The sequence below is a fragment of the Microbacterium sp. K41 genome (assembly GCF_004794395.1).
GTDB classification, from domain to species: domain Bacteria; phylum Actinomycetota; class Actinomycetes; order Actinomycetales; family Microbacteriaceae; genus Microbacterium; species Microbacterium sufflavum.
In genome coordinates, this window is record NZ_SSDO01000391.1 from 1 (window position 1) to 17885 (window position 17885).

The following is a 17885-nucleotide window of genomic DNA, read 5'->3' on the forward strand; positions in this document are numbered from 1 at the left end:
GGCCACCGCGTTCGAGCGGCCGCCCGGCCACGCGACCCGCCTCGACTCCCCGTGGGCCGACCTGTGGCTCAGCCGCGAGGAGTGGGCGGAGGTGTTCGCGGGCGCCGACCCCGCCGCGACCCACAACGAGGCGCGCGACGAGGTGTGGGAAGAGCTGCTGGAACTGCTGGTGGAACAGGTCGACGACGACGAGGTGCCGCCCCACGCGGTGCGACGGTGGCTGCGACAGGACGACGAGCTGACCGGCACGTTCGTGCGCGCGTGGCCCTTGTTGACACCGGGCGAGGTGGTGGCTCGTCTGTGGAGCTCCCCCGAGTTCCTGCGGGCGTGCGCCCCCGCGCTGACCCCCGACGAGGTGACGCTGCTCCAACGCGAGCGTCCGGACGCCTGGACCGACGCCGACCTTCCGCTGCTCGACGCGGCGCACCGGCGCATCGGTGACCCGGAGGCCGTGCGCGCCGCCCATCGTCGCGACGCCGTGATCGCCTCGGCGCAGGAGCAGATGTCGCACGTGGTCGACCACCTGATCGAGGACGACGACAGCGAGATGAAGGTGATGTCGATCCTGCGTGGCCAGGACGCCCGCAACGTGCTCGTGGGCGTGGACGCACCGCCCGTGCTGCCGCCGGACGAGCTCGCCGGGCCGTTCGGGCACATCGTGGTCGACGAGGCGCAGGAGCTCACGGATGCGCAGTGGCGGATGCTGCTCGCCCGGTGCCCCTCGCGCAGCATCACGATCGTCGGCGATCGCGCCCAGGCGAGACACGGCTTCACCAAGACCTGGCAGCAGCGGCTCGCCCGGGTCGGCGTGCGGGAGATGAGCGTGGCCCACCTCGGCGTGAACTACCGCACCCCCGCGGAGGTGATGGCGGTCGCGGCCCCCGGAATCCTCGCGGCGCTGCCCGACGCGAACGTCCCGACCTCGGTGCGCGAGAGCGGCATCCCGGTGCGGACCGGTGCCGTGGCCGAGCTGCCCGCCGTGCTCGACGACTGGCTCGCGGCGAACCCCGACGGTGTGGCCTGCGTGATCGGGGACTCCTCGTTCGCCCCGACCGCCCGCGTGCGCTCGCTCACGCCGACCTCGGCCAAGGGACTGGAGTTCGACCTCGTGGTGCTGGTGTACCCCGAGCGGTTCGGCGAGGACCTGACCGGCGCGGTGGACCGCTACGTCGCGATGACCCGGAGCACGCGGGAGCTCATCCTGCTCGGGTGATCCCGGACGAAGGTCGCTATCCGCCGCGGGCCGGCGGTTCTACCCTGAGACGATGACGAACGCCGAGCGCACGGCACCGCACTGTCCCGAGGACGACGTGGTGATGCTCGCGGTGCCCGGCGGCTGGAGGTGCCCGGAGTGCGGGCACCTCCAGCAGCCGCAGGACGGCGAGGAGCCGCGGGACCGCGAGGACCTCGGCCGCCTGCGCTGAGGGCTCAGACGCTGTCGTCCTGGTCGACGATGGTGCCGGTCGGTTCGCTGATCTCGACCGTGTGGCGCACGCCGTGCTCCGACGCCAGCGCCTCGCCCTCCTCGATCGCCTCATCCCGGCTGGCGTAGCTGCGCGAGAGCTCGGGGGCACCCTCGGCCTCGTTCACCCACTGGCCGTTCTTCGACCGCGTGACCACGGCGGTGACGGTCATCACACGTCACCGGGGCCCAGGTCGCCCTGTCCCTCGTCGCCGAGGTCGGCGAGCACCGGGTCCTCGCCCTGGCTCTCGGGCTGCGGGCCGGAGCCGGGAAGGTCATCCGCGGGGACCTCGTCGTCGGGATCGGGGATCTCGTCCGGGTCGCGACCGGTCGCGGTCGCCGTGTCGAGCTCGTCGGCGGAGGCGCCGTCGTCGAGGGCCTCCGTGCGCTCCCATTCCGCCTGCGCCGGATCGTCCCGCGGGTCTGCTTCGGTGGTCGCGTCGCCGTCGCGCAGCGGCTGACCGCCGACGTCGTCGGGTGTCGATGCCATGTCTCCTCCTTCGATCGGTCCGCCCAGTGTGCCGCCCGGGGTTCCCGGTGCCGAGGGGGTTGAGCGGGCCGACCACAGCGGGTAGGTTCCGGCGGCGTCGGAACCCGTGACGGCGCGCGCGGACGGGGGCAGGATGAGGGCATGACAGCGACCACCCCCGCCCCCACCCCGACGCAGCTGCGGCTGATCATCGAGACCGACGACTTCGACACCGCCCTCCGGTTCTACCGCGACGTGCTGGGCATGCCCGAGCAGCTCGCCTACGCGACCGACGGCGACGACCGCGTGGCGATCCTGCACGCAGGCATCGCCACCATCGAGCTCGCGACGCCGACGCACGCCGCGAACATCGACGACGTGGAGGGCGCACCGCACACGCCCGGAGCGCTGCGCATCGCCCTGGAGGTCGACGACACGGCCCAGGCCGTCGCGGCCGCCGAGGAGGGTGGTGCCGCCGTGATCGCGCCACCCGTGCAGACGCCGTTCCGGAGCCTCAACGCGCGCATCCAGGGCCCAGCGGGGTGGCAGATCACCCTGTTCCAGGAGCTGGAGACGCTGGAGGAGCGCGCGGCGCGCGAGGGCTTCACGACGGACGACGCCCGCGAACGCTGAACCCGCGCCCGGGACCTGCGCGCGTCCTCGGGTTTCGTGACGCTACGCGTCGCCGCGCTTGCCCGGGCCAGGCCCGCCGGGCTGGAATCGACTCATGACGTCGATCGCGGTCCTCGTGGGAAACCCCCACCCGTCCTCCCGCACCACGAGCGTCGCGGAAGAGATCGCGGCGCAGCTCGCCGAGCTCGTGGGCGCCGAGGTGCTGCCCACGATCGAGCTCGCGGCGTACGCGGACCGGGTCTTCGTCGTGCCGGATCCCGAGCTCGACGCCCTGGTCGAAGAGGTGTCGACGGCGGATGTCGTGGTCGTGGCGAGCCCCACGTACAAGGCCGCCTACACCGGGCTGCTGAAGGCGTTCCTCGACCGCGTCGACACGGGCGGGCTGGACGGGGTCGTCGCGGTGCCCGTCCTCACGATCGGCTCCCCCGCCCACAGCCTCGCCGTCGAGCACACGCTGCGCCCCCTGCTGGTCGAGCTCGGGGCGACGGTGCCCGTGCGCGGCCTCGCGTTCCCGGCCGCCGAGGCCGACGACCGCACCCGCCTCGTGTCCGCGTGGCTCGCCCCGCACCGCGGGACCGTGGAATCCCTGCTCGCGCACTGACCAGGGCGGATGACGCGAGCGGAACGCGAGTGCCGCGGTCGAGGGACGCTCCGAGAGGACGATCGATGCAGACCCCCGTGTGAGGAGCGGTCTTCCGCGTGAGAGCCGGAGCGACGATATGTGGCGGCGCGTGTCGCTGTGTTGCAGACCGGGTGCACGGCCGCAGGGGCCGTGCGTACGGTCGTGGCATGACCGCCCCCGTCGCTTCGTCCTCGTCCCCTTCCCGCGAGCGTGCCGCCTCCGACGTGCTGGACCGGCTGTCGGTCGGCGCCGACACGTTCAAGGCCGTGTTCCGCGGGCACCCGGGAGGCGTGGCCGTGATCACCGCGCAGGGGGCGGACGGCCCCGTGGCGCTCACGGCGTCGTCGGTGTCGTCGGTGAGCGTGGATCCTCCGCTGCTGGTGTTCTCGGTGTCGGCGCTGTCGTCGGCGGCGGAGACCCTGACGTCGGCCGCGACGGTCGTGGTGCACCTCCTCGATGCGGACGACATCGAGCTCGCGCGCCTGGGGGCGACCAGCGGCATCGACCGCTTCGCCGATACGAACGCCTGGGCTCCGCTCGCCACCGGGGAGCCCGTGTTCGCCGGAGCCCGCGCCTGGGTGCGCTGCGCGGTCGTGAGCCGGATGGAGGCGGGCGGCTCCACCGTCATCGCCGCGCACGGCCTGCAGGCGCACATCGCGCGGGATGCCGAGCGCGCCCTCGTCTATCACGACCGCACCTGGCACGCCCTGGGTGCGCACTCGCTCCTCCCCTGACCCGGCGCACGCTCGGCTTCGTCGACCACCCTTCGGATCTCTCGCTTCCTCGATCAGGCGGCTAGATGTGTCTGCCCAGACCTTTGGTAATGCGGTCGATCGGGTTCTTGGGGCCGCGCAGCGCGACACCGACCAGATCGAGATCTGCGGCGGACACCCCGGCCACGGCTCTTCGGTTGGACGCATCGTCTCCGGTAGCGAAGAGGTCACGGGTGTAGATGCTCGTCGCGAAGCCTCGTTCGATGGCGCGCTCGCGAGCTCGTGCGAGCTGCTCCGAGTCCGCCGTGAACACGAGCACGGGTTGGCGGAGCATGGGGAGGTACTCGTTTCCGTCCGCGTCCGCGTAGATATCGCCGATCAGACCCGGGGCGCTGGTGGCGATGCCGCTGATCAGGAACGCCGTGACGTTGAGCTCCTGCCAGGGCATCAGGTCGTCGTGGATCAGTACCGCGATCCGTGTGTCGAAGCGGACAGTCTGCGGTTCCATGTGTACTCCTTCGGTCGCGGCCGCGGCCGGAACGGGCCGGCCGGTCGATCCGAGCCCCTCATGATCCACCCGCGAACGTGTGGTCGAAGGTGGTCCAGGCATTGTCGAGATAGGGCCGGCGCCTCAGCGGGTCTCCGATGCCGAAGGCGACATCCTCGAGCCATCGGCAGCGGGCATGGAAGCGGATGCGACGGAGCTCGTCGTCAGCCGGAGTGCCGTCCAGTCCCTCTCCGACCCGGACCGCCGCGTCGGGCCCCAGGTCTCGGTAGATCGACCCGATGTCGCGTGCCGGGTCCGTCAGCGCCGCATCAGTCCAGTCGATGACACCGGTCACGTGCCCCCGGTCGTCGACGAGGATGTGCTCAGCTCCCAGGTCATTGTGCTGAGCGATGGTGAGCGATCGTGTGGGCGGTGGCGACTCATCCAGGAAGGCGCGCACGAGACGAACCTGCTCGGCGCTCAGGTGACTCCGCACGGACCGGTAGGTCTGCACAGCGTCCCGATGCCACTCGTCATTCGGGTACCGATCGACGGGCAGCCGCGTGACCGGAAGAGCCTCCCGGAACGCGGACAACACGTCTATGAGGGCCCGTTGCACGTTCTTCGAGTCCCGTTCGCGCCGATGGATCAACGGAGTACCTCGAAGCCGTCGGTAGGCGAACGTCCCGCGCTCTGCTTCATGCAACTCCGGTGTCGGCGTCGGCACCGACGTCGCACGGGCGAGCGTCGTGAGCAGCTCGACCTCGCGATCGACGGCTTCGAGGTCCGCGGAACGTCGGACGATGTAGTCCCCGACAGCGAACGTCGTATTCTCGGCTCCCCGAGTCACGAGCGTCGGCTCGTCGCCGGGCGACCACAGTCGCGATCGCCGCCCCAACTCGGCGAGGTGGGCGCGATCCGACGGGGTCACCGCGGATGTCGTGACGATCTCCTCTTTCATCTCGTTCCTCAGATCCTCGGTCGGGAGCGGGTGACGACGTCATACCAGCGTGTCGCCAACGTATCCGTCTTCGCCGAACCCGGGCAGGACGGCGAAGATCGCGCTGCCTGTGTGCTGGATGAACCGGTTGAGCCGATCGTTCTCGGCGAGACGCGTCTGCGCGGCGATGAACTGACGATCGGGGTCGTTGCCGTAGGCGCAGAACAGTAGCCCGACGTCGAGCTTTCCGTGCCCGCCATGATGGTGGTCCTTCGTTCCCGGAGCATGAGGATGGTCCTCGGGATGCTCGAGCGGATCCGGGCTGCCGCCGGCCATCGCCGTGAGGAATCCGTAGTCATAGGTGTAGCTGCGGCGCAGCATCGGAAAGCCATGAGCGCGGCGGATGTGCCCGTCCGCTGCGATCACCGGGGTGCCGTCTGCCCCCACGGCGTCCAGGTCGGGGGCGTCGAACTCGCCCTTCCCCGTCAGCGGAGCGCCATCCCCGCGGCGGCGCCCGATCACCGCATCCTGCTCGTCGCGCGCTGTGAGGTCCCAGCTCGCCGTCAGCATCCGGATCTTCCGGAACACGAGGTAGGTACCCCCGCGGAACCACGATGGCTCGTCGGGAAGCGCCCAGACGACGTCCGAGAACTCTCGGGTTCCGATGCGGGGATTGGACGTTCCGTCCTTGTGACCGAACATGTTCCGCGGAGTGCCGCCGTCGTGCGGGGAACTGAGGAATCCGGACTGCGTCCAGCGGATGACCGCAGATCCGGGCATTCGGGCGCGCACAGCTCGCGTCGCGGCACTGACGACCTGTGGATCGTCGGCGCAGATCTGAAACAGCAGGTCGCCCCCTCCCCAGCGCGGGTCGAGGTGATCGCCGGTGAACTCGGGAAGTGGCCGCAGCCGTCGGGGCGCTTCGCCGGCGACCCCGGGCAGGGCGAAGACGCCAGGGCCGACGCCCACCGTGACCGTCAGACCCGCAGGAGACAGCCCGGTCGCGAAGTCGGTGGGGGTCACCGCGCCGTCGGGATACATCGACGAGGGCGGAGTGTCCTCACCACGCACGATGGCGACGATCGTGCGCGAGACGTCAGCCAAGAAGCGGCGAAGCGACACCGCGTCCGTCACGGCCAGATCGGCCGCGACAAGAGTGACATACTGCTGCTGCGCGGTGGCGACTCCCGCCTGGTGTGCACCGAACGGCGAGATCGTCGTCCCGGCCCCGGGATCTGCGGAGAGGCGTGTAGTCTCCGCGTTCGGCAGCGTGAGACGCCCGGTCGCGAAGCCCATCGCGGCCGCCCCGCCTGCGGTTGCCAGCGCTGAGCCCAGGAGGGCGCGGCGAGACATCGCCACACGCCTCGGCCCGCCCTCCGTGCGTCCGTCACGCCATCCCGGTGAGACCACCGCCTCCCTCTCCGACTGGTCATCACTGGCTTCCTGGGTGCTCAATGTCCGTGTCCTCCGTTCGGATCGACGGGTCCCGCATTGCGGCTGGCTTCATCTCGGCTGACTACGAACTGCGACATCAGCCCCTCGTCCTCGTGAAGGAGAAGGTGACAGTGGATCATGTACGGGTTCTCGTCATCGACGTAATCCTCGAATCGCATCATGATCCGGTAGACGCGACGAGGTTCCAGATAGATGGTGTCCTTCCATCCCGAGAGCTCTGGCCCCGGCGTCTCCCCGTCGATGTCGAGGACCTGGAACTGCACGTCGTGAACATGCCAGTTGTGCGGGAACAGGTCTCGATTGGTGACCTCCCACAGCTCGGTCGAGTCGACCTGCATGACCTCGTCGATACGACTCATGTCCATGCGGCGGCCGTTGATCTCGCGGTTCTGCACGTCGAAGATGCGCGCGTTGTCGGCGTCGACCGCGGTGAAGCGGGAGATGTCGCCGAACCGCTCCGCCAGTGGCGGGGACGCCCGGAGCTGATCAGCAGCACGCAGGAGGAGGACGTCGAACTCGTCCAACCCTCCGTACGCACCGGGCACGGCGACATCACCGAGATCAGGCGGCAGCGAGCGCAGCATCGTCTCCGTCCCCGGGGCGATCGCCACCACGATCTCAGCACGCTCGCCGGGCGACAGACGCACATGATCGGTGATGTGCGGCGCCTCGAGCAGCCCGCCGTCCGTGGCGATCAGCGAGAAGTCGCGCTGGTCGTCGAACGCGAAGTCGTAGGTGCGCGCGCTCGACCCGTTGAGGATCCGCAATCGGACGAGCTCGGTGGAGACGTCGAGGACCGCGCCCCATGCTCCGTTGGTCAGCAGGACGTTCCCCAGAAGGCCGACCTCATTGCCCTGAGAGTCGAACTGGAACTCGCCGTCGGAACGGAACTTCTTGTCCTGCACGATGAGCGGAACGTCATCGACTCCGTATTCCGTGGGCAGCCCGAAGCTCTGGCTGTGCTCATCGTCGAGGATGAACATGCCTGAAAGCCCGCGGAGGACGTGCTCTTCGGTTTCGCCGTGCGGGTGCGGGTGGTACCACAGCGTGGCGGCGGGCTGGTCGACCCGCCACTCGGGCCGCCAGCGCCCGCCGGATTCGATCGGCTGGTGCGGCCCGCCATCCATGGCAGCCGGCAGATGCATGCCATGCCAGTGGACCGTCGTGGTCTCCGGGAGCGCGTTGGTGACCTCGACGGCCACCTTCTCCCCACGCTGCGCCCGGAGTGTGGGGCCTAGGTAGTCGCCGTCGAAACCCCAGGTCGGGGTGGTCATCCCCTCCAGGAACTGCATCTGACCCTCCTGGGCGGTGAGCGAGAACACTCGAACACCGTCGACGACCTCCGACTCCGCCAGCGGGGGGATCGGTAGCGGAGTCTCGAACGCGGGTGGCTTCGTCGGCGTGAAGACGGACGTGTCCTGGCCGAACCCCGAGTCGAACACGCAGGCGGTGAACGTCACGGCAGCGGTCAGGAGCAGAGCGCCGAAGAGGATCGCCGGACCGAGGAGCCGTCCCCGGCTCGATGCAGAGCGTCGTGCGACATGCTCGGCCCCACGGGCGATCCTGGTCATGCCAGTAAAGCTAGGAATCCGTGCAGAGGAAGCCGTCCCTCCCCCGTCGACAAGTCGAGTCGCTTCCGGGCGACACCGAGGTTCTCCGCACCGGACTCGCACTCCCGCGGTCGCCGAGATGTCGCTTTCCAACGACTCACACACCAGCACGGACCGACCTACCATGACAGCATGACCGACAACGTGCCCGCGGCGGAGGCAGGTTCGCGTCCTGCTCCCTGGGTGCTCGACGGCCTCCTCGGCATCGGCGTGACTCTCGTCGTGTCGCTCTTCATCGCCGCGGATATCGACGGGGCAGAGCCGGACGGGTGGGCCTATCTGTGGGCGGTCGGCCTCGGTGCACTGATGCTGGCCCGGCGACGCCACCCTGTCGTCGTCGTCGTACTCTCCGCGGCAGGGGTCGTCGCCTACTACGCATCCGGTTACCCGGCGATCGGGATCGCGGTGCCTCTCGCGGCCGCGGTGTTCTCGGCCGCCGAATACGGTCGCACAGGGGCATCGATCGCCACGTCCGTGGCCGTCCTGGTCATCTCGGTGGCGTACAGGCTCGCCATCGGACAGGACCCCGCCGTGGTCGTGGGTTACGAACTGCCTGGACACGCTCTCCTGCTCGCAGCGGCGATCGCCCTAGGGGACAACGTGAGATCCCGGCGGGAGCTCCGCCAGAAGTCCTCTCAGATCGCGGCCCTGACCGTCGAACGGTACGCCCGGGAGGCGGAGAAACGCGCGATGTCCGAACGGCTCTCTATCGCACGTGAACTCCACGACTCGATGGGGCACGCGCTGACGGTGGTGACTCTGCATGCGCAGATCGCGGAGGAAGCGCTGGATCCCGGTACTGCCTCTGACGAGGACAGCGCGGCGGCGCGTGAGGCGCTGGCGATCATCGCGAGCACCACTTCGGCGACGTTCGAGGATCTGCGCCGTACTGTCGCGAACCTGCGGAGGGAGGAGGGCGCGACGCGCCCCCCGCTCGGAATCGACGACCTTGAGTCAGCGATCCTCCCGGCGACGCAGGCCGGCTTGACGGTGCGCGCGAGTGTCTCCATCTCCGCCGCGCTGCCATCGACCGTCGAAGCCGCCGTGTTCCGGATCGTGCAGGAGTCCATCACCAACGTCGTGCGACATGCCGACGCGGCGCGCGTCGACGTCGACATAAGGCAGGCGGACGATGCTGTCGCCGTCAGCATCGTCAACGACGGCAGGTCGCGCACCACGGAGCCGTCCGACGACTCGGTCCGGCCCGGGCGCGGGCTGGAGGGGATGCGAGAGCGCGTTCACCTGCTCGGCGGCACGTTCTCCGCAGGTCCACGCGACGCCGGCTTCGCGGTGTACGCCTCGTTTCCCCTGGCGGTGAGGGCATGACCTCCGTCGTCCTCGTCGATGACCAGGACCTCGTCCGCGCCGGCCTGCGGACGCTGCTCTCGCGGGATGGCAGCATCCGGGTGGTCGCCGAGGCCACCGACGGCAGGAGCGGCGTGGAGGCGGTCCGAAAGTACCGACCAGATGTCGTCCTCATGGACCTCCGGATGCCTGTGATGGACGGCATCGAGGCGACGAGCGCGATCCGCGCGGACCACCGGCTGCACGACACCAGTGTCGTCGTCCTGACGACGTTCGACGACGACACGGACGTCGTTCAGGCCATCCGCGCAGGGGCGGTCGGCTACCTCTTGAAGAACACGCCGCGGGATGACCTGCGTGACGCCGTGACGCGGGCCGGCCAGGGAGAAAGACTGCTTTCACCGGCGATCGTCGAACGACTGATGAGCATGGTCGCGTCCGGTCGGGCCGCCGCGACCCCGGATCCTCGACTCGCCGTCCTCAGCGCCCGGGAGATCGAGGTCCTTGCGCGGATCGGACACGGCGACACGAACGACGAGATCGCTGCCATCCTGCACCTCAGCCCGGCGACCGCGCGCACCTACGTCAGTCGGATCCTCGCGAAGGTGGGTGCGCGTGACCGTCCAGAGCTCGTGGTGATCGCTCACCGATCCGGGCTCGTCACGTCGTGAGCTCTCACCGAGGCGGGCGCCGCAGGAACCAGTTCGGAACGCCGAGAACCTCTGTCTCTCCGATGACCGCGTATCCGTGCCTCCGGTAGAAGCCGACTGCCTCCGGGCGATCCGTTTCGGCGTAGCCGGGCACGCCTATGGAGTCGAGATGGCTCGTGTGTCTGAGCATCAGGAGAGTGCCGATCCCCCGCCCGCGCAGGTGCCGATCGACCGACACCGGCCCGAGATGCACGTGCGGTTCTGAGATGTCCCGCGCTGTCCATGCTCGGTTCCAGGCCAGCAGGCGCGCAGCGGCGCCTGGGCCGAAGGTCAGCGCACGCGAGAGGAGCCGCAGCCGGGTCTGCGCCGGGGGCCGGCAGCGCGCCGGGGGTACCGCCGCGGCGACACCGATCAGCGACCCGCCCTGCTCGACGCCGTCGACCCGCATCGAGGGCGAACCGGAGAGGAGCACACTCATCAGCGACTCATGACGACGAGTCCGCCTCGCTTCATCGCCGCCATACACCGCGACGTGGAGCGGGTTGTCGGCCATTCCACGCCCGAGCAGGGCCGCGACCTCCGCCACATCGGCGCGGTCGAGAGAACGAAGGTGAAGGTACGGTTCGCGATGTCTCATCGGTGCAGTCCTCGTCGTCGAGCGGTCATCACCCCACGGTGGCGCGACGGTGATGTCGCCGAATGCTCGCCTCGATCGACTTCTCGGATCGCCCCGTGACGACCCCGCTGTCCTCGCACGGTGACCCGCATCCCCCGCGCTGCTCGAGGTGGTAGCCGTCGCGATGCGCGACAGGAGGAGCACGACCCGGTCGTCCGAGAGCGACAGCACAACTGATCCAGAGCGCACTCGGCCCCAGGGGCCCGTTGCCTACTTTGACAGGATGAGCGAGTCACCGACGCCGTCGCAGCCACCAGAGATCCCCGGCCCACGTCCCCGATTGAGCTGGCCTGCCGTCATGGGCTTCGGCATCCTGGGGCTTCTGTGGCCGCTCCTGCGACTGATCGGTCTCGAAGCGGTCGTCGGCGGGGTGACGACCGTGATGGTCGCCTTCCTCGCCACCTTCGTCATCTGGGTCCTGGGTGCCGGCTTCGGCCATGTTCCGCGACCGGTTCTGACGCTCACTCTGTCCGGGGTTCTCTTCGCCCTCCTCCTCGGGGCGACCACCGTGGCCATCGGCGACTGGCCCGACCACGGCATCGGCCTGAATCTCGTCGCCGCCACCATCGAGATCGGGCGATCCGCTGGATTCGGCGCGCTCAGCGGCCTGGTCGCCGAATCGATCCAGAGGGCCCGTCGCCGGCGACGGAGGAACCGTCCGTCACGCCGGACGTCGCCCTGATGCGACCAGGATTGTCGCCCCCGTACGGACCATCCGCCGCGGCACCCGCCCCTACCGTTGGCGCATGATCTCCGAGAACCCACCTCCTCCTTCTCCCACCGCACGACGAAACCCTCTCGGGCTGTCGGCTCTGGCACTCGTCGGGCTCGCGGCCGTCGCCCTCATCAGGGTCATCCTCCACGACCTGCATGTGATCGAAGAGGGCAGCCCGATCACGTGGGTGCTCGCGATAGGCCCGGTCGTGCTGTGGATCGTCGTCGCTGTCGTAGCGCGCGTCCCCAAGCCGTTCCTGACGGTGCTGGTCATCGGGGTGATCTTCGGGGTGATGCTCGTCATCACGCACCAACTCCTCTGGGACTTCGCTTATCGCGGCACTCCGCCGTCCCTCGGTGACGGTGCCGGGGCGCGCCTGATCCCACGCATCGCGGCCATCCCCAGCGGGCTGATCGTCGGAACGGTGATCGGCGCCGTCGGCGGGCTCATCGCCTGGGGCATCCAGACGATGAGCAATCGTCGCAAGAGCTGACAGCGCGAACACGAGCACAACGCCCGAGCCACCGCGCACGAAGAGCTCGCAGCGATCGCGTGCGAAGACGACGAAGCCCCGGTGAGAAGGATGCTCTCACCGGGGCTTTCTGGTCGGGCTGACAGGATTTGAACCTGCGACCCCTTGACCCCCAGTCAAGTGCGCTACCAAGCTGCGCCACAGCCCGTTGTTCTGCACTCTCGCGCAGGCAACTCCCCTATCTTAGCCGTACCCGAGGCCCTCTCGCGAACCGGGGCGTTGCGGGGTGTCGGACCCACCGCGTACCGTCGCGGTCATGCCGACGATCACCACCGCACTCGCCACGTCCGACCGCTGGGACGACGTGCAGCAGGCTCTCACGGGCGGAGGGGACGGTGCGAGCTGCCAGTGCATCTGGCCGATGCTGAGCAACAAGGACTGGAACACGACCACCACACCGCAGCGCACCGACATGTTCCGGGCCGAGATCGACGAGGGTCCGCCGCCCGGGCTCGTGGCCTACGTCGACGGCGAGGCCGCGGGTTGGATCCGTATCGGACCGCGCACGGCGCAGGCCCGCATCCCCCGCACGCGCATCATCGCCGCGTCGTCCGTCGAGCCGTTCGACGACCCGTCCGTGTGGGCGGTGACGTGCTTCGTGGTGCGCCGCGAGCACCGGGGCACCGGACTCAACGCGGCGCTGCTGCGGGCGGCGGTCGACTACGCCGCGGCCTCCGGAGCGCGTCTGGTCGAGGGCTACCCGGTCGACACCCGCGGCGAGAAGCAGCGCGCGAACGACCTGTTCCACGGCACGCTGAACACCTTCCTCGGCGCAGGCTTCACGGAGCAGACGGTCATGAAGCCCGGGCGGGTTCTCGTGACGCTCGACCTGTCCTCCCGCGCCGACGCATGACCCCCGCCCCGGGAGCCGCATCCGCCACCCCACGGCGCACCCCCGCTCCCCCGGATATACCGCCGCGGCCATACGATGAGGGGATGCGCCGCCGCACCCTCCCCCGCCCGATCGTGTGGGCATTCGCGCCGTACGTCGCGGTGTCGCTGCTGCACGTCGTGCTGCTCGCGCTCGACCACGAGCTGGCCGCTGCGACCAAGCTGCTGCTCATGCCGCTGCTCGCGGTACCGGTGCTCGTGACCGCCCCACGCCTCCGGCCGCGCTCCGCCCTCGTGCTCGTGCTCGCGGCGCTGCTGTTCTCCTGGCTGGGCGACGGCGCGGGGGCGCTGTTCCCCGCCGCCCCCGAGCTTCCGCTCATGCTCGGGTTCTTCGGCCTCGCGCACGTGGCGTACATCGTGCTGTTCGCGCGGCACCTCGCCCGGCGTCGGCTGCCCTGGTGGACGCTGGTGTACGCGGCGTGGTGGGTCGCGATGATCCTCACGCTCGGCCCGCACACCGGCCCCCTGCTGATCGCCGTCGCCGCCTACGGGCTGCTGCTGGGCGGCACGGCCGCGATGGCCGCCCGCTGCCACCCCCTCGTCGCGGTGGGCGGCGCGTTCTTCCTCGCCAGCGACACGATCCTCGCGTTCCGGCTCTTCCTCCCCGATGCTCTCCCGGCCTGGAGCAGCCCCGCCGTGATGGCGACCTACACGCTCGGACAGGGGCTCCTCATCGCGGGCACCCTAGTCGTCCTCGCACGGAAGGCCTCGTGATGGCTGACAGCGTCCGCGTCGACAGCTGGCTGTGGGCCGTCCGCGTGTACAAGACCCGGTCGGCCGCGACCACCGCATGCCGTGCGGGGCATGTGCGCGTGAACGGCGACAAGGCCAAGGCCGCCCAGACGGTCCGCATCGGCGACGAGCTGCGCATCCGCATCTCGGGGTTCGACCGCATCCTCATCGTCCGGCAGCTGCTCGTCAAACGCGTCGGCGCCCCACTCGCCGCCCTCGCCTACGAAGACCGCACACCCGAACGCGAACCGCAGGCCGCGCTCGGCCTGCGCGACCGCGGCGCCGGCCGCCCGACCAAACGCGAGCGCCGCGAGATCGACCGCCTCCGCGGCCGCGACACCCCGCCCGACTGACCCCGCGGCATTCCCGATAAGGCACCGGACGCACCACCCGACGCATCACCTGACGCCACCCGGCACCCACCCGACGGGCCCCGGCACCGGCCCGGTTGACCCCTCCGCACGCGTCAGGCGTCCAGCAGCCTCCGCAGCCACCCGCTCGACCGCACCTGCGCGCCCGCGGCCTCGACCCGCGCCTGCAGCTCCCGGTCGCTCGTGACCGCCAGCACCCGCTGCGCCCCCGCGACCCGACGCTCGACCTCGGCCACGATCGCGTCATCGCCCGCGGCCTCGGCCCGTACGACCGCCAGCGCCGGCTCCGCGACTCCGGCCTCGGCAGCACCGGTCTCCACGGCCTCGGTCCCGATGTCGCGGGCACGACCCTCGACTACGAGCGCCACCTCCGGGTACCAGTCGTCTCCGGCGAGCCCCAGATCGTCCGCGGGCACCGCCAGCCCGGCCAGCCGGTCACGCAAGCGCGCGGCCGCACCGGCTCGGTCCTTCCACCAGCCGTCGGGCACCGACCCGACCACGTTCGCCCCGTCGACCACCACGGCCGGGAACACATCGAGCTGAGCACGCAGCATCGGCCACGCCGCCCCGAACCCGGGGTGCAGCGGCAGCTCGTCCACGCGGTCGACCGGGACCCACTCCAGCGCCACGCTCTCCGGATCGCTGATCACCGGGTCGAACGGGCTGCGCACATCGGCGACCACCGTCGTGTACGACCAGATGCCGAGGTCGAGCACGCTCGTGAAGCGCGGACGCACGGCGCCGTCCGGCACGCCCGCCTCCTCCTGCGCCTCCCGGATCGCTCCGACGATCGCCGACTCGCCCTCGTGCAGCGCACCGCCGGGCAACCCCCACGTGCCGCCGAAGTGGCTCCACGACACGCGGTGTTGCAGCAGGATCCCGCGCGTCGCGTCGACCGCGAGCAGACCGGCCGCGCCGAACCGTCCCCAGTAGCGCTCCCCCGTGTCTGCGACCACCCAGGCGTCGCCGGGGTTGCGCGGTCCTTCGGGGCGACGCGGTTCGCCGGGAGCGGGGGGTACGACTGTCACCCCCTCAGCTTTTCACAGCATCGGGGTGGCGGCGCCACCCGGCGACACACGCCGGAACGCGTCAGCGCTGACGGCGCTCCCGCACGCGCATGTTGATGACGATCGGCGTCCCCTCGAACGGGTAGAGCTCGCGCAGGCGCCGCTGGATGAACCGGCGGTAGCCCGGGTCGAGGAACCCGGTCGTGAACAGCACGAACGTCGGCGGACGCGTCGAGGCCTGCGTGCCGAACAGGATGCGCGGCTGCTTGCCCCCGCGCAGGGGGTGCGGGTGCTCCGCCACGAGCTCGGCGAGGAAGGCGTTGAACTTGCCGGTCGGGATGCGGCGGTCCCAGTTCTCGAGCGCCGTCTCCAGCGCGGGCACCAGCTTGTCGAGGTGCCGCCCGGTCTTCGCGGAGATGTTCACCCGCGGAGCCCACGCCACGTGCGCCAGGTCTTGCTCGATCTCGCGCTCGAGGTACCGCCGGCGGTCGGCATTCTCCAGGTCGTCGTCGTTCAGACGGTCCCACTTGTTGAACGCGAGCACGAGCGCACGGCCCGACTCCAAGACGAGGTCGATGATCCGCACGTCCTGCTCGCTGATCGTCTCCGACACGTCGAGGACCACGACGGCGACCTCGGCCTTCTCCAGCGCGGCCGACGTGCGCAGCGAGGCGTAGAAGTCCGCGCCCTGCGCCATGTGCACGCGGCGACGGATACCGGCCGTGTCGACCAGACGCCACATCTTGCCGCCGAGCTCCACGACCTCGTCGACCGGGTCGCGCGTGGTGCCCGCCAGGTCGTTCACGACGACGCGCTCCTCCCCCGCGGCCTTGTTCAGCAGCGAGGACTTGCCCACGTTAGGGCGACCGAGGATCGCGACACGTCGCGGCCCGCCGATCTCCTGCTTGGCAACCGCCGAGATCTCGGGAAGCTTCTTCAGCACGGCATCCAGGAGATCCGCCACGCCGCGGCCGTGGATGGCCGAGACCGGGTGGGGCTCACCGAGACCGAGGTTCCACAGCGCGGCGGCCTCCGGCTCCTGCCGGGCGTCGTCGATCTTGTTCGCGACCAGGAACACGGGCTTGCCGCTCTTGCGCAGCAGCTTGACCACGTGCTCGTCGGTCGAGGTGGCGCCGACCATCGCGTCGACCACGAACAGCACCACATCGGACAGGTCGATCGCGACCTCCGCCTGCGCGGCGACCGAGCGGTCGATGCCGCGGGCGTCGGGCTCCCAGCCGCCGGTGTCGACGAGCGTGAAGCGCCGGTCGTTCCACTCCGCCTTGTAGGTGACGCGGTCGCGCGTGACCCCGGGGGTGTCCTCCACCACGGCCTCACGCCGACCGAGGATGCGGTTCACGAGCGCCGACTTGCCGACGTTCGGCCGTCCGACGATCGCGACGACCGGCAGTGCGGGCAGGAACTCGATGCCGTCCTCGCCCAGCGAGACGCCCGCGAGGAGCGCGGCATCCTCGTCGTCCAGCTCGTAGTCGGCGAGACCGGCGCGCAGGGTCTCGGCGCGCTGCTCGGCGAGGTGCTCGTCGAGGTTCTCCATCTTCTCGGCGAGCTGGTCGGGGCCGCCTTCGTATTCGTCGTCAGCCACGGTGTGCTCCTCGGAGTCGTTCGATCACCGTGAGCACGGCGTCGATGGTCTGGGGGTAGTCGAGTTCGGTCGAGTCGACGACCTCGACGCCCTCGGCGGCGTTGAGGAAGTCGACGACGGCGCTGTCGGAGGCGTCGCGCCGGTGCAGGGCCGCGGCGACGGCGGCGGCGTTCTCCCCCGCGAGCTCGCCGGCACGGCGTGCGGCGCGCACCTCGGGGGCGGCGGTCAGGAGGATGCGCACGGGGGCATCCGGTGCGACCACGGTCGTGATGTCACGTCCCTCCACGACCACAGCGGGGTACGGAGCGTCGGCGACCAGCGCGCGGAACAGCTCGTTCACCTGCGCGCGCACCTCGGGCACGCGGGCGACGCCGCTCACCGCGCCGGAAACCCGCGGTTCGCGGATGGCGTCGGTCACGTCGGTGTCGCCCACCCGGACCGTGCGGTCGTCGGGGTCGAGGCCGAGACGGACCGGGAAGTCGGCCGCGGCGGCGCGCACGGCGGCCGCGTCATCGGTGTCGGCGCCCTGCTCCAGCACATGCCAGGCGAGCGCCCGGTACGCCGAGCCGGTGTCGAGGTAGCCGTAGCCGAGCTGGCGCGCGACCGCCTTGGAGACGCTGGACTTGCCGGAACCGGCCGGCCCGTCGATGGCGATGAACTTCGTGGCGGAGACGGTGGAGGTGTCAGTCATTCGTGTTCCCTGCAATGCGCCAGCCGCGTTCCTGGAGCCCGGTGATCGCGCCGTGCAGCGCCGCGGGGTCGACACTGATCTCGGCCAGACCGAACTGTGCGCCGGGCGAGTGCTCCAGACGCAGGTCCTCGACGTTGACGCCGAGTTCGCCGAGCTCGCCGAACAGGCGGCCAAGCTGTCCGGCGGTGTCGTCGACCATCACCACGAGCGTCTCGAAGCGCCGGTTCTGGCCGTGCTTGCCCGGCAGGCGCTCCACGCCGTCGTTGCCCTGCCGGATGGTCTCCGCGATCACGCGGCGCGCGCCGGGGGCCGCCGGCGCCC

General features: G+C 70.4%; 23 protein-coding genes and 1 tRNA gene. 12 read left to right on the forward strand and 12 right to left on the reverse strand.

Annotation, left to right across the window (positions count from 1 at the left end; genetic code table 11):
- The coding region (locus DW309_RS12220) for a helicase domain-containing protein (protein WP_524538338.1) at positions 1–1213 on the forward strand (1213 nt) is incomplete at its 5' end.
- Positions 1214–1265: 52 nt separating this feature from the next.
- Entirely contained in the window at positions 1266–1424 is a 159-nt protein-coding gene (locus DW309_RS19630; protein WP_168387264.1) for a hypothetical protein, read from the forward strand.
- A gap of 4 nt (positions 1425–1428) precedes the next feature.
- On the opposite strand, the gene DW309_RS12225 is transcribed toward DW309_RS19630, so the two are convergent.
- Together DW309_RS12225 and DW309_RS12230 are read right to left on the reverse strand one after the other, a co-directional pair.
- Complete coding sequence (locus DW309_RS12225) at positions 1429–1635, reverse strand: DUF2188 domain-containing protein (RefSeq protein ID WP_136045527.1); 207 nt, start codon at positions 1633–1635, stop codon at positions 1429–1431.
- Positions 1635–1952: a sugar ABC transporter ATPase gene (locus tag DW309_RS12230; protein ID WP_136031249.1), complete on the reverse strand. Its 318-nt coding sequence runs from the start codon at positions 1950–1952 to the stop codon at positions 1635–1637. The genes DW309_RS12225 and DW309_RS12230 overlap by 1 nt, the downstream gene beginning before the upstream one ends.
- Positions 1953–2093: 141 nt before the next feature.
- Between DW309_RS12230 and DW309_RS12235 the strand changes: the two genes are divergently transcribed.
- The 3 genes from DW309_RS12235 (at position 2094) to DW309_RS12245 (ending at position 3920) form a co-directional block, all read left to right on the forward strand.
- Positions 2094–2564, forward strand: a complete 471-nt coding sequence (locus tag DW309_RS12235) for a VOC family protein (protein WP_136045528.1) — start codon at positions 2094–2096, stop codon at positions 2562–2564.
- Between the two features lie 94 nt (positions 2565–2658).
- Complete coding sequence (locus DW309_RS12240; protein WP_136045529.1) at positions 2659–3165, forward strand: NADPH-dependent FMN reductase; 507 nt, start codon at positions 2659–2661, stop codon at positions 3163–3165.
- A 188-nt stretch (positions 3166–3353) separates the two neighbouring features.
- The gene (locus DW309_RS12245; protein ID WP_136045530.1) at positions 3354–3920 is read left to right on the forward strand and encodes a flavin reductase family protein; all 567 of its coding nucleotides are present in this window, start codon (positions 3354–3356) and stop codon (positions 3918–3920) included.
- A gap of 61 nt (positions 3921–3981) precedes the next feature.
- Here the strand turns inward: DW309_RS12245 and DW309_RS12250 are convergent, their stop codons facing one another.
- The 4 genes from DW309_RS12250 to DW309_RS12265 all read right to left on the reverse strand — a co-directional run bounded on the left by DW309_RS12250 (position 3982) and on the right by DW309_RS12265 (position 8241).
- Positions 3982–4407 carry a PTH2-like family protein gene (locus DW309_RS12250; protein ID WP_136045531.1) on the reverse strand — a complete coding sequence of 142 codons (426 nt, stop codon included), beginning with the start codon at positions 4405–4407 and terminating at the stop codon, positions 3982–3984.
- Positions 4408–4465: 58 nt separating this feature from the next.
- On the reverse strand, positions 4466–5347 hold the full coding sequence (locus tag DW309_RS12255; RefSeq protein WP_136045532.1) for a phosphotransferase family protein: 882 nt from the start codon (positions 5345–5347) through the stop codon (positions 4466–4468).
- A gap of 39 nt (positions 5348–5386) precedes the next feature.
- Positions 5387–6679: a Dyp-type peroxidase gene (locus tag DW309_RS12260; RefSeq protein WP_136045533.1), complete on the reverse strand. Its 1293-nt coding sequence runs from the start codon at positions 6677–6679 to the stop codon at positions 5387–5389.
- A 98-nt stretch (positions 6680–6777) separates the two neighbouring features.
- On the reverse strand, positions 6778–8241 hold the full coding sequence (locus tag DW309_RS12265) for a multicopper oxidase family protein (RefSeq protein WP_446724746.1): 1464 nt from the start codon (positions 8239–8241) through the stop codon (positions 6778–6780).
- A 282-nt stretch (positions 8242–8523) separates the two neighbouring features.
- Between DW309_RS12265 and DW309_RS12270 the strand changes: the two genes are divergently transcribed.
- Both DW309_RS12270 and DW309_RS12275 read left to right on the forward strand, forming a co-directional pair.
- Positions 8524–9717: a sensor histidine kinase gene (locus tag DW309_RS12270; protein WP_136045535.1), complete on the forward strand. Its 1194-nt coding sequence runs from the start codon at positions 8524–8526 to the stop codon at positions 9715–9717.
- The gene (locus DW309_RS12275) at positions 9714–10367 is read left to right on the forward strand and encodes a response regulator transcription factor (protein WP_136031235.1); all 654 of its coding nucleotides are present in this window, start codon (positions 9714–9716) and stop codon (positions 10365–10367) included. Before DW309_RS12270 ends, DW309_RS12275 begins: the two co-directional genes overlap by 4 nt.
- Positions 10368–10371: 4 nt before the next feature.
- Here the strand turns inward: DW309_RS12275 and DW309_RS12280 are convergent, their stop codons facing one another.
- Positions 10372–10983 carry a GNAT family N-acetyltransferase gene (locus tag DW309_RS12280; RefSeq protein ID WP_136045536.1) on the reverse strand — a complete coding sequence of 204 codons (612 nt, stop codon included), beginning with the start codon at positions 10981–10983 and terminating at the stop codon, positions 10372–10374.
- A 262-nt stretch (positions 10984–11245) separates the two neighbouring features.
- Between DW309_RS12280 and DW309_RS12285 the strand changes: the two genes are divergently transcribed.
- Positions 11246–11704, forward strand: coding sequence for a hypothetical protein (locus DW309_RS12285; protein WP_136045537.1), 459 nt, complete (start codon positions 11246–11248; stop codon positions 11702–11704).
- Positions 11705–11768: 64 nt separating this feature from the next.
- Positions 11769–12230, forward strand: a complete 462-nt coding sequence (locus tag DW309_RS12290; RefSeq protein ID WP_136031230.1) for a hypothetical protein — start codon at positions 11769–11771, stop codon at positions 12228–12230.
- A gap of 110 nt (positions 12231–12340) precedes the next feature.
- Here the strand turns inward: DW309_RS12290 and DW309_RS12295 are convergent.
- Positions 12341–12417: transfer RNA gene (locus DW309_RS12295), tRNA-Pro, on the reverse strand.
- A gap of 108 nt (positions 12418–12525) precedes the next feature.
- On the opposite strand from DW309_RS12295, the gene DW309_RS12300 reads away from it, so the two are divergent.
- The 3 genes from DW309_RS12300 (at position 12526) to hslR (ending at position 14245) form a co-directional block, all read left to right on the forward strand.
- On the forward strand, positions 12526–13122 hold the full coding sequence (locus DW309_RS12300) for a GNAT family N-acetyltransferase (RefSeq protein ID WP_136045538.1): 597 nt from the start codon (positions 12526–12528) through the stop codon (positions 13120–13122).
- 83 nt (positions 13123–13205) lie between these two features.
- Positions 13206–13874, forward strand: a complete 669-nt coding sequence (locus DW309_RS12305) for a lysoplasmalogenase family protein (RefSeq protein WP_136045539.1) — start codon at positions 13206–13208, stop codon at positions 13872–13874.
- Complete coding sequence (gene hslR, locus DW309_RS12310) at positions 13874–14245, forward strand: Hsp15 family ribosome-associated heat shock protein (protein ID WP_136045540.1); 372 nt, start codon at positions 13874–13876, stop codon at positions 14243–14245. The genes DW309_RS12305 and hslR overlap by 1 nt, the downstream gene beginning before the upstream one ends.
- Before the next feature lie 113 nt (positions 14246–14358).
- Here hslR and DW309_RS12315 read toward each other — a convergent pair whose 3' ends face one another.
- The 4 genes from DW309_RS12315 to DW309_RS12330 form a co-directional block, all read right to left on the reverse strand.
- On the reverse strand, positions 14359–15291 hold the full coding sequence (locus DW309_RS12315; protein ID WP_136045541.1) for an NUDIX domain-containing protein: 933 nt from the start codon (positions 15289–15291) through the stop codon (positions 14359–14361).
- A gap of 61 nt (positions 15292–15352) precedes the next feature.
- Positions 15353–16825, reverse strand: a complete 1473-nt coding sequence (gene der, locus DW309_RS12320) for a ribosome biogenesis GTPase Der (RefSeq protein WP_206253550.1) — start codon at positions 16823–16825, stop codon at positions 15353–15355.
- A gap of 40 nt (positions 16826–16865) precedes the next feature.
- Complete coding sequence (gene cmk / locus DW309_RS12325; protein WP_136031217.1) at positions 16866–17564, reverse strand: (d)CMP kinase; 699 nt, start codon at positions 17562–17564, stop codon at positions 16866–16868.
- On the reverse strand, positions 17557–17885 hold a 329-nt coding region (locus DW309_RS12330; protein ID WP_524538339.1), incomplete at its 5' end, for an ACT domain-containing protein. The genes cmk and DW309_RS12330, both read right to left, overlap by 8 nt.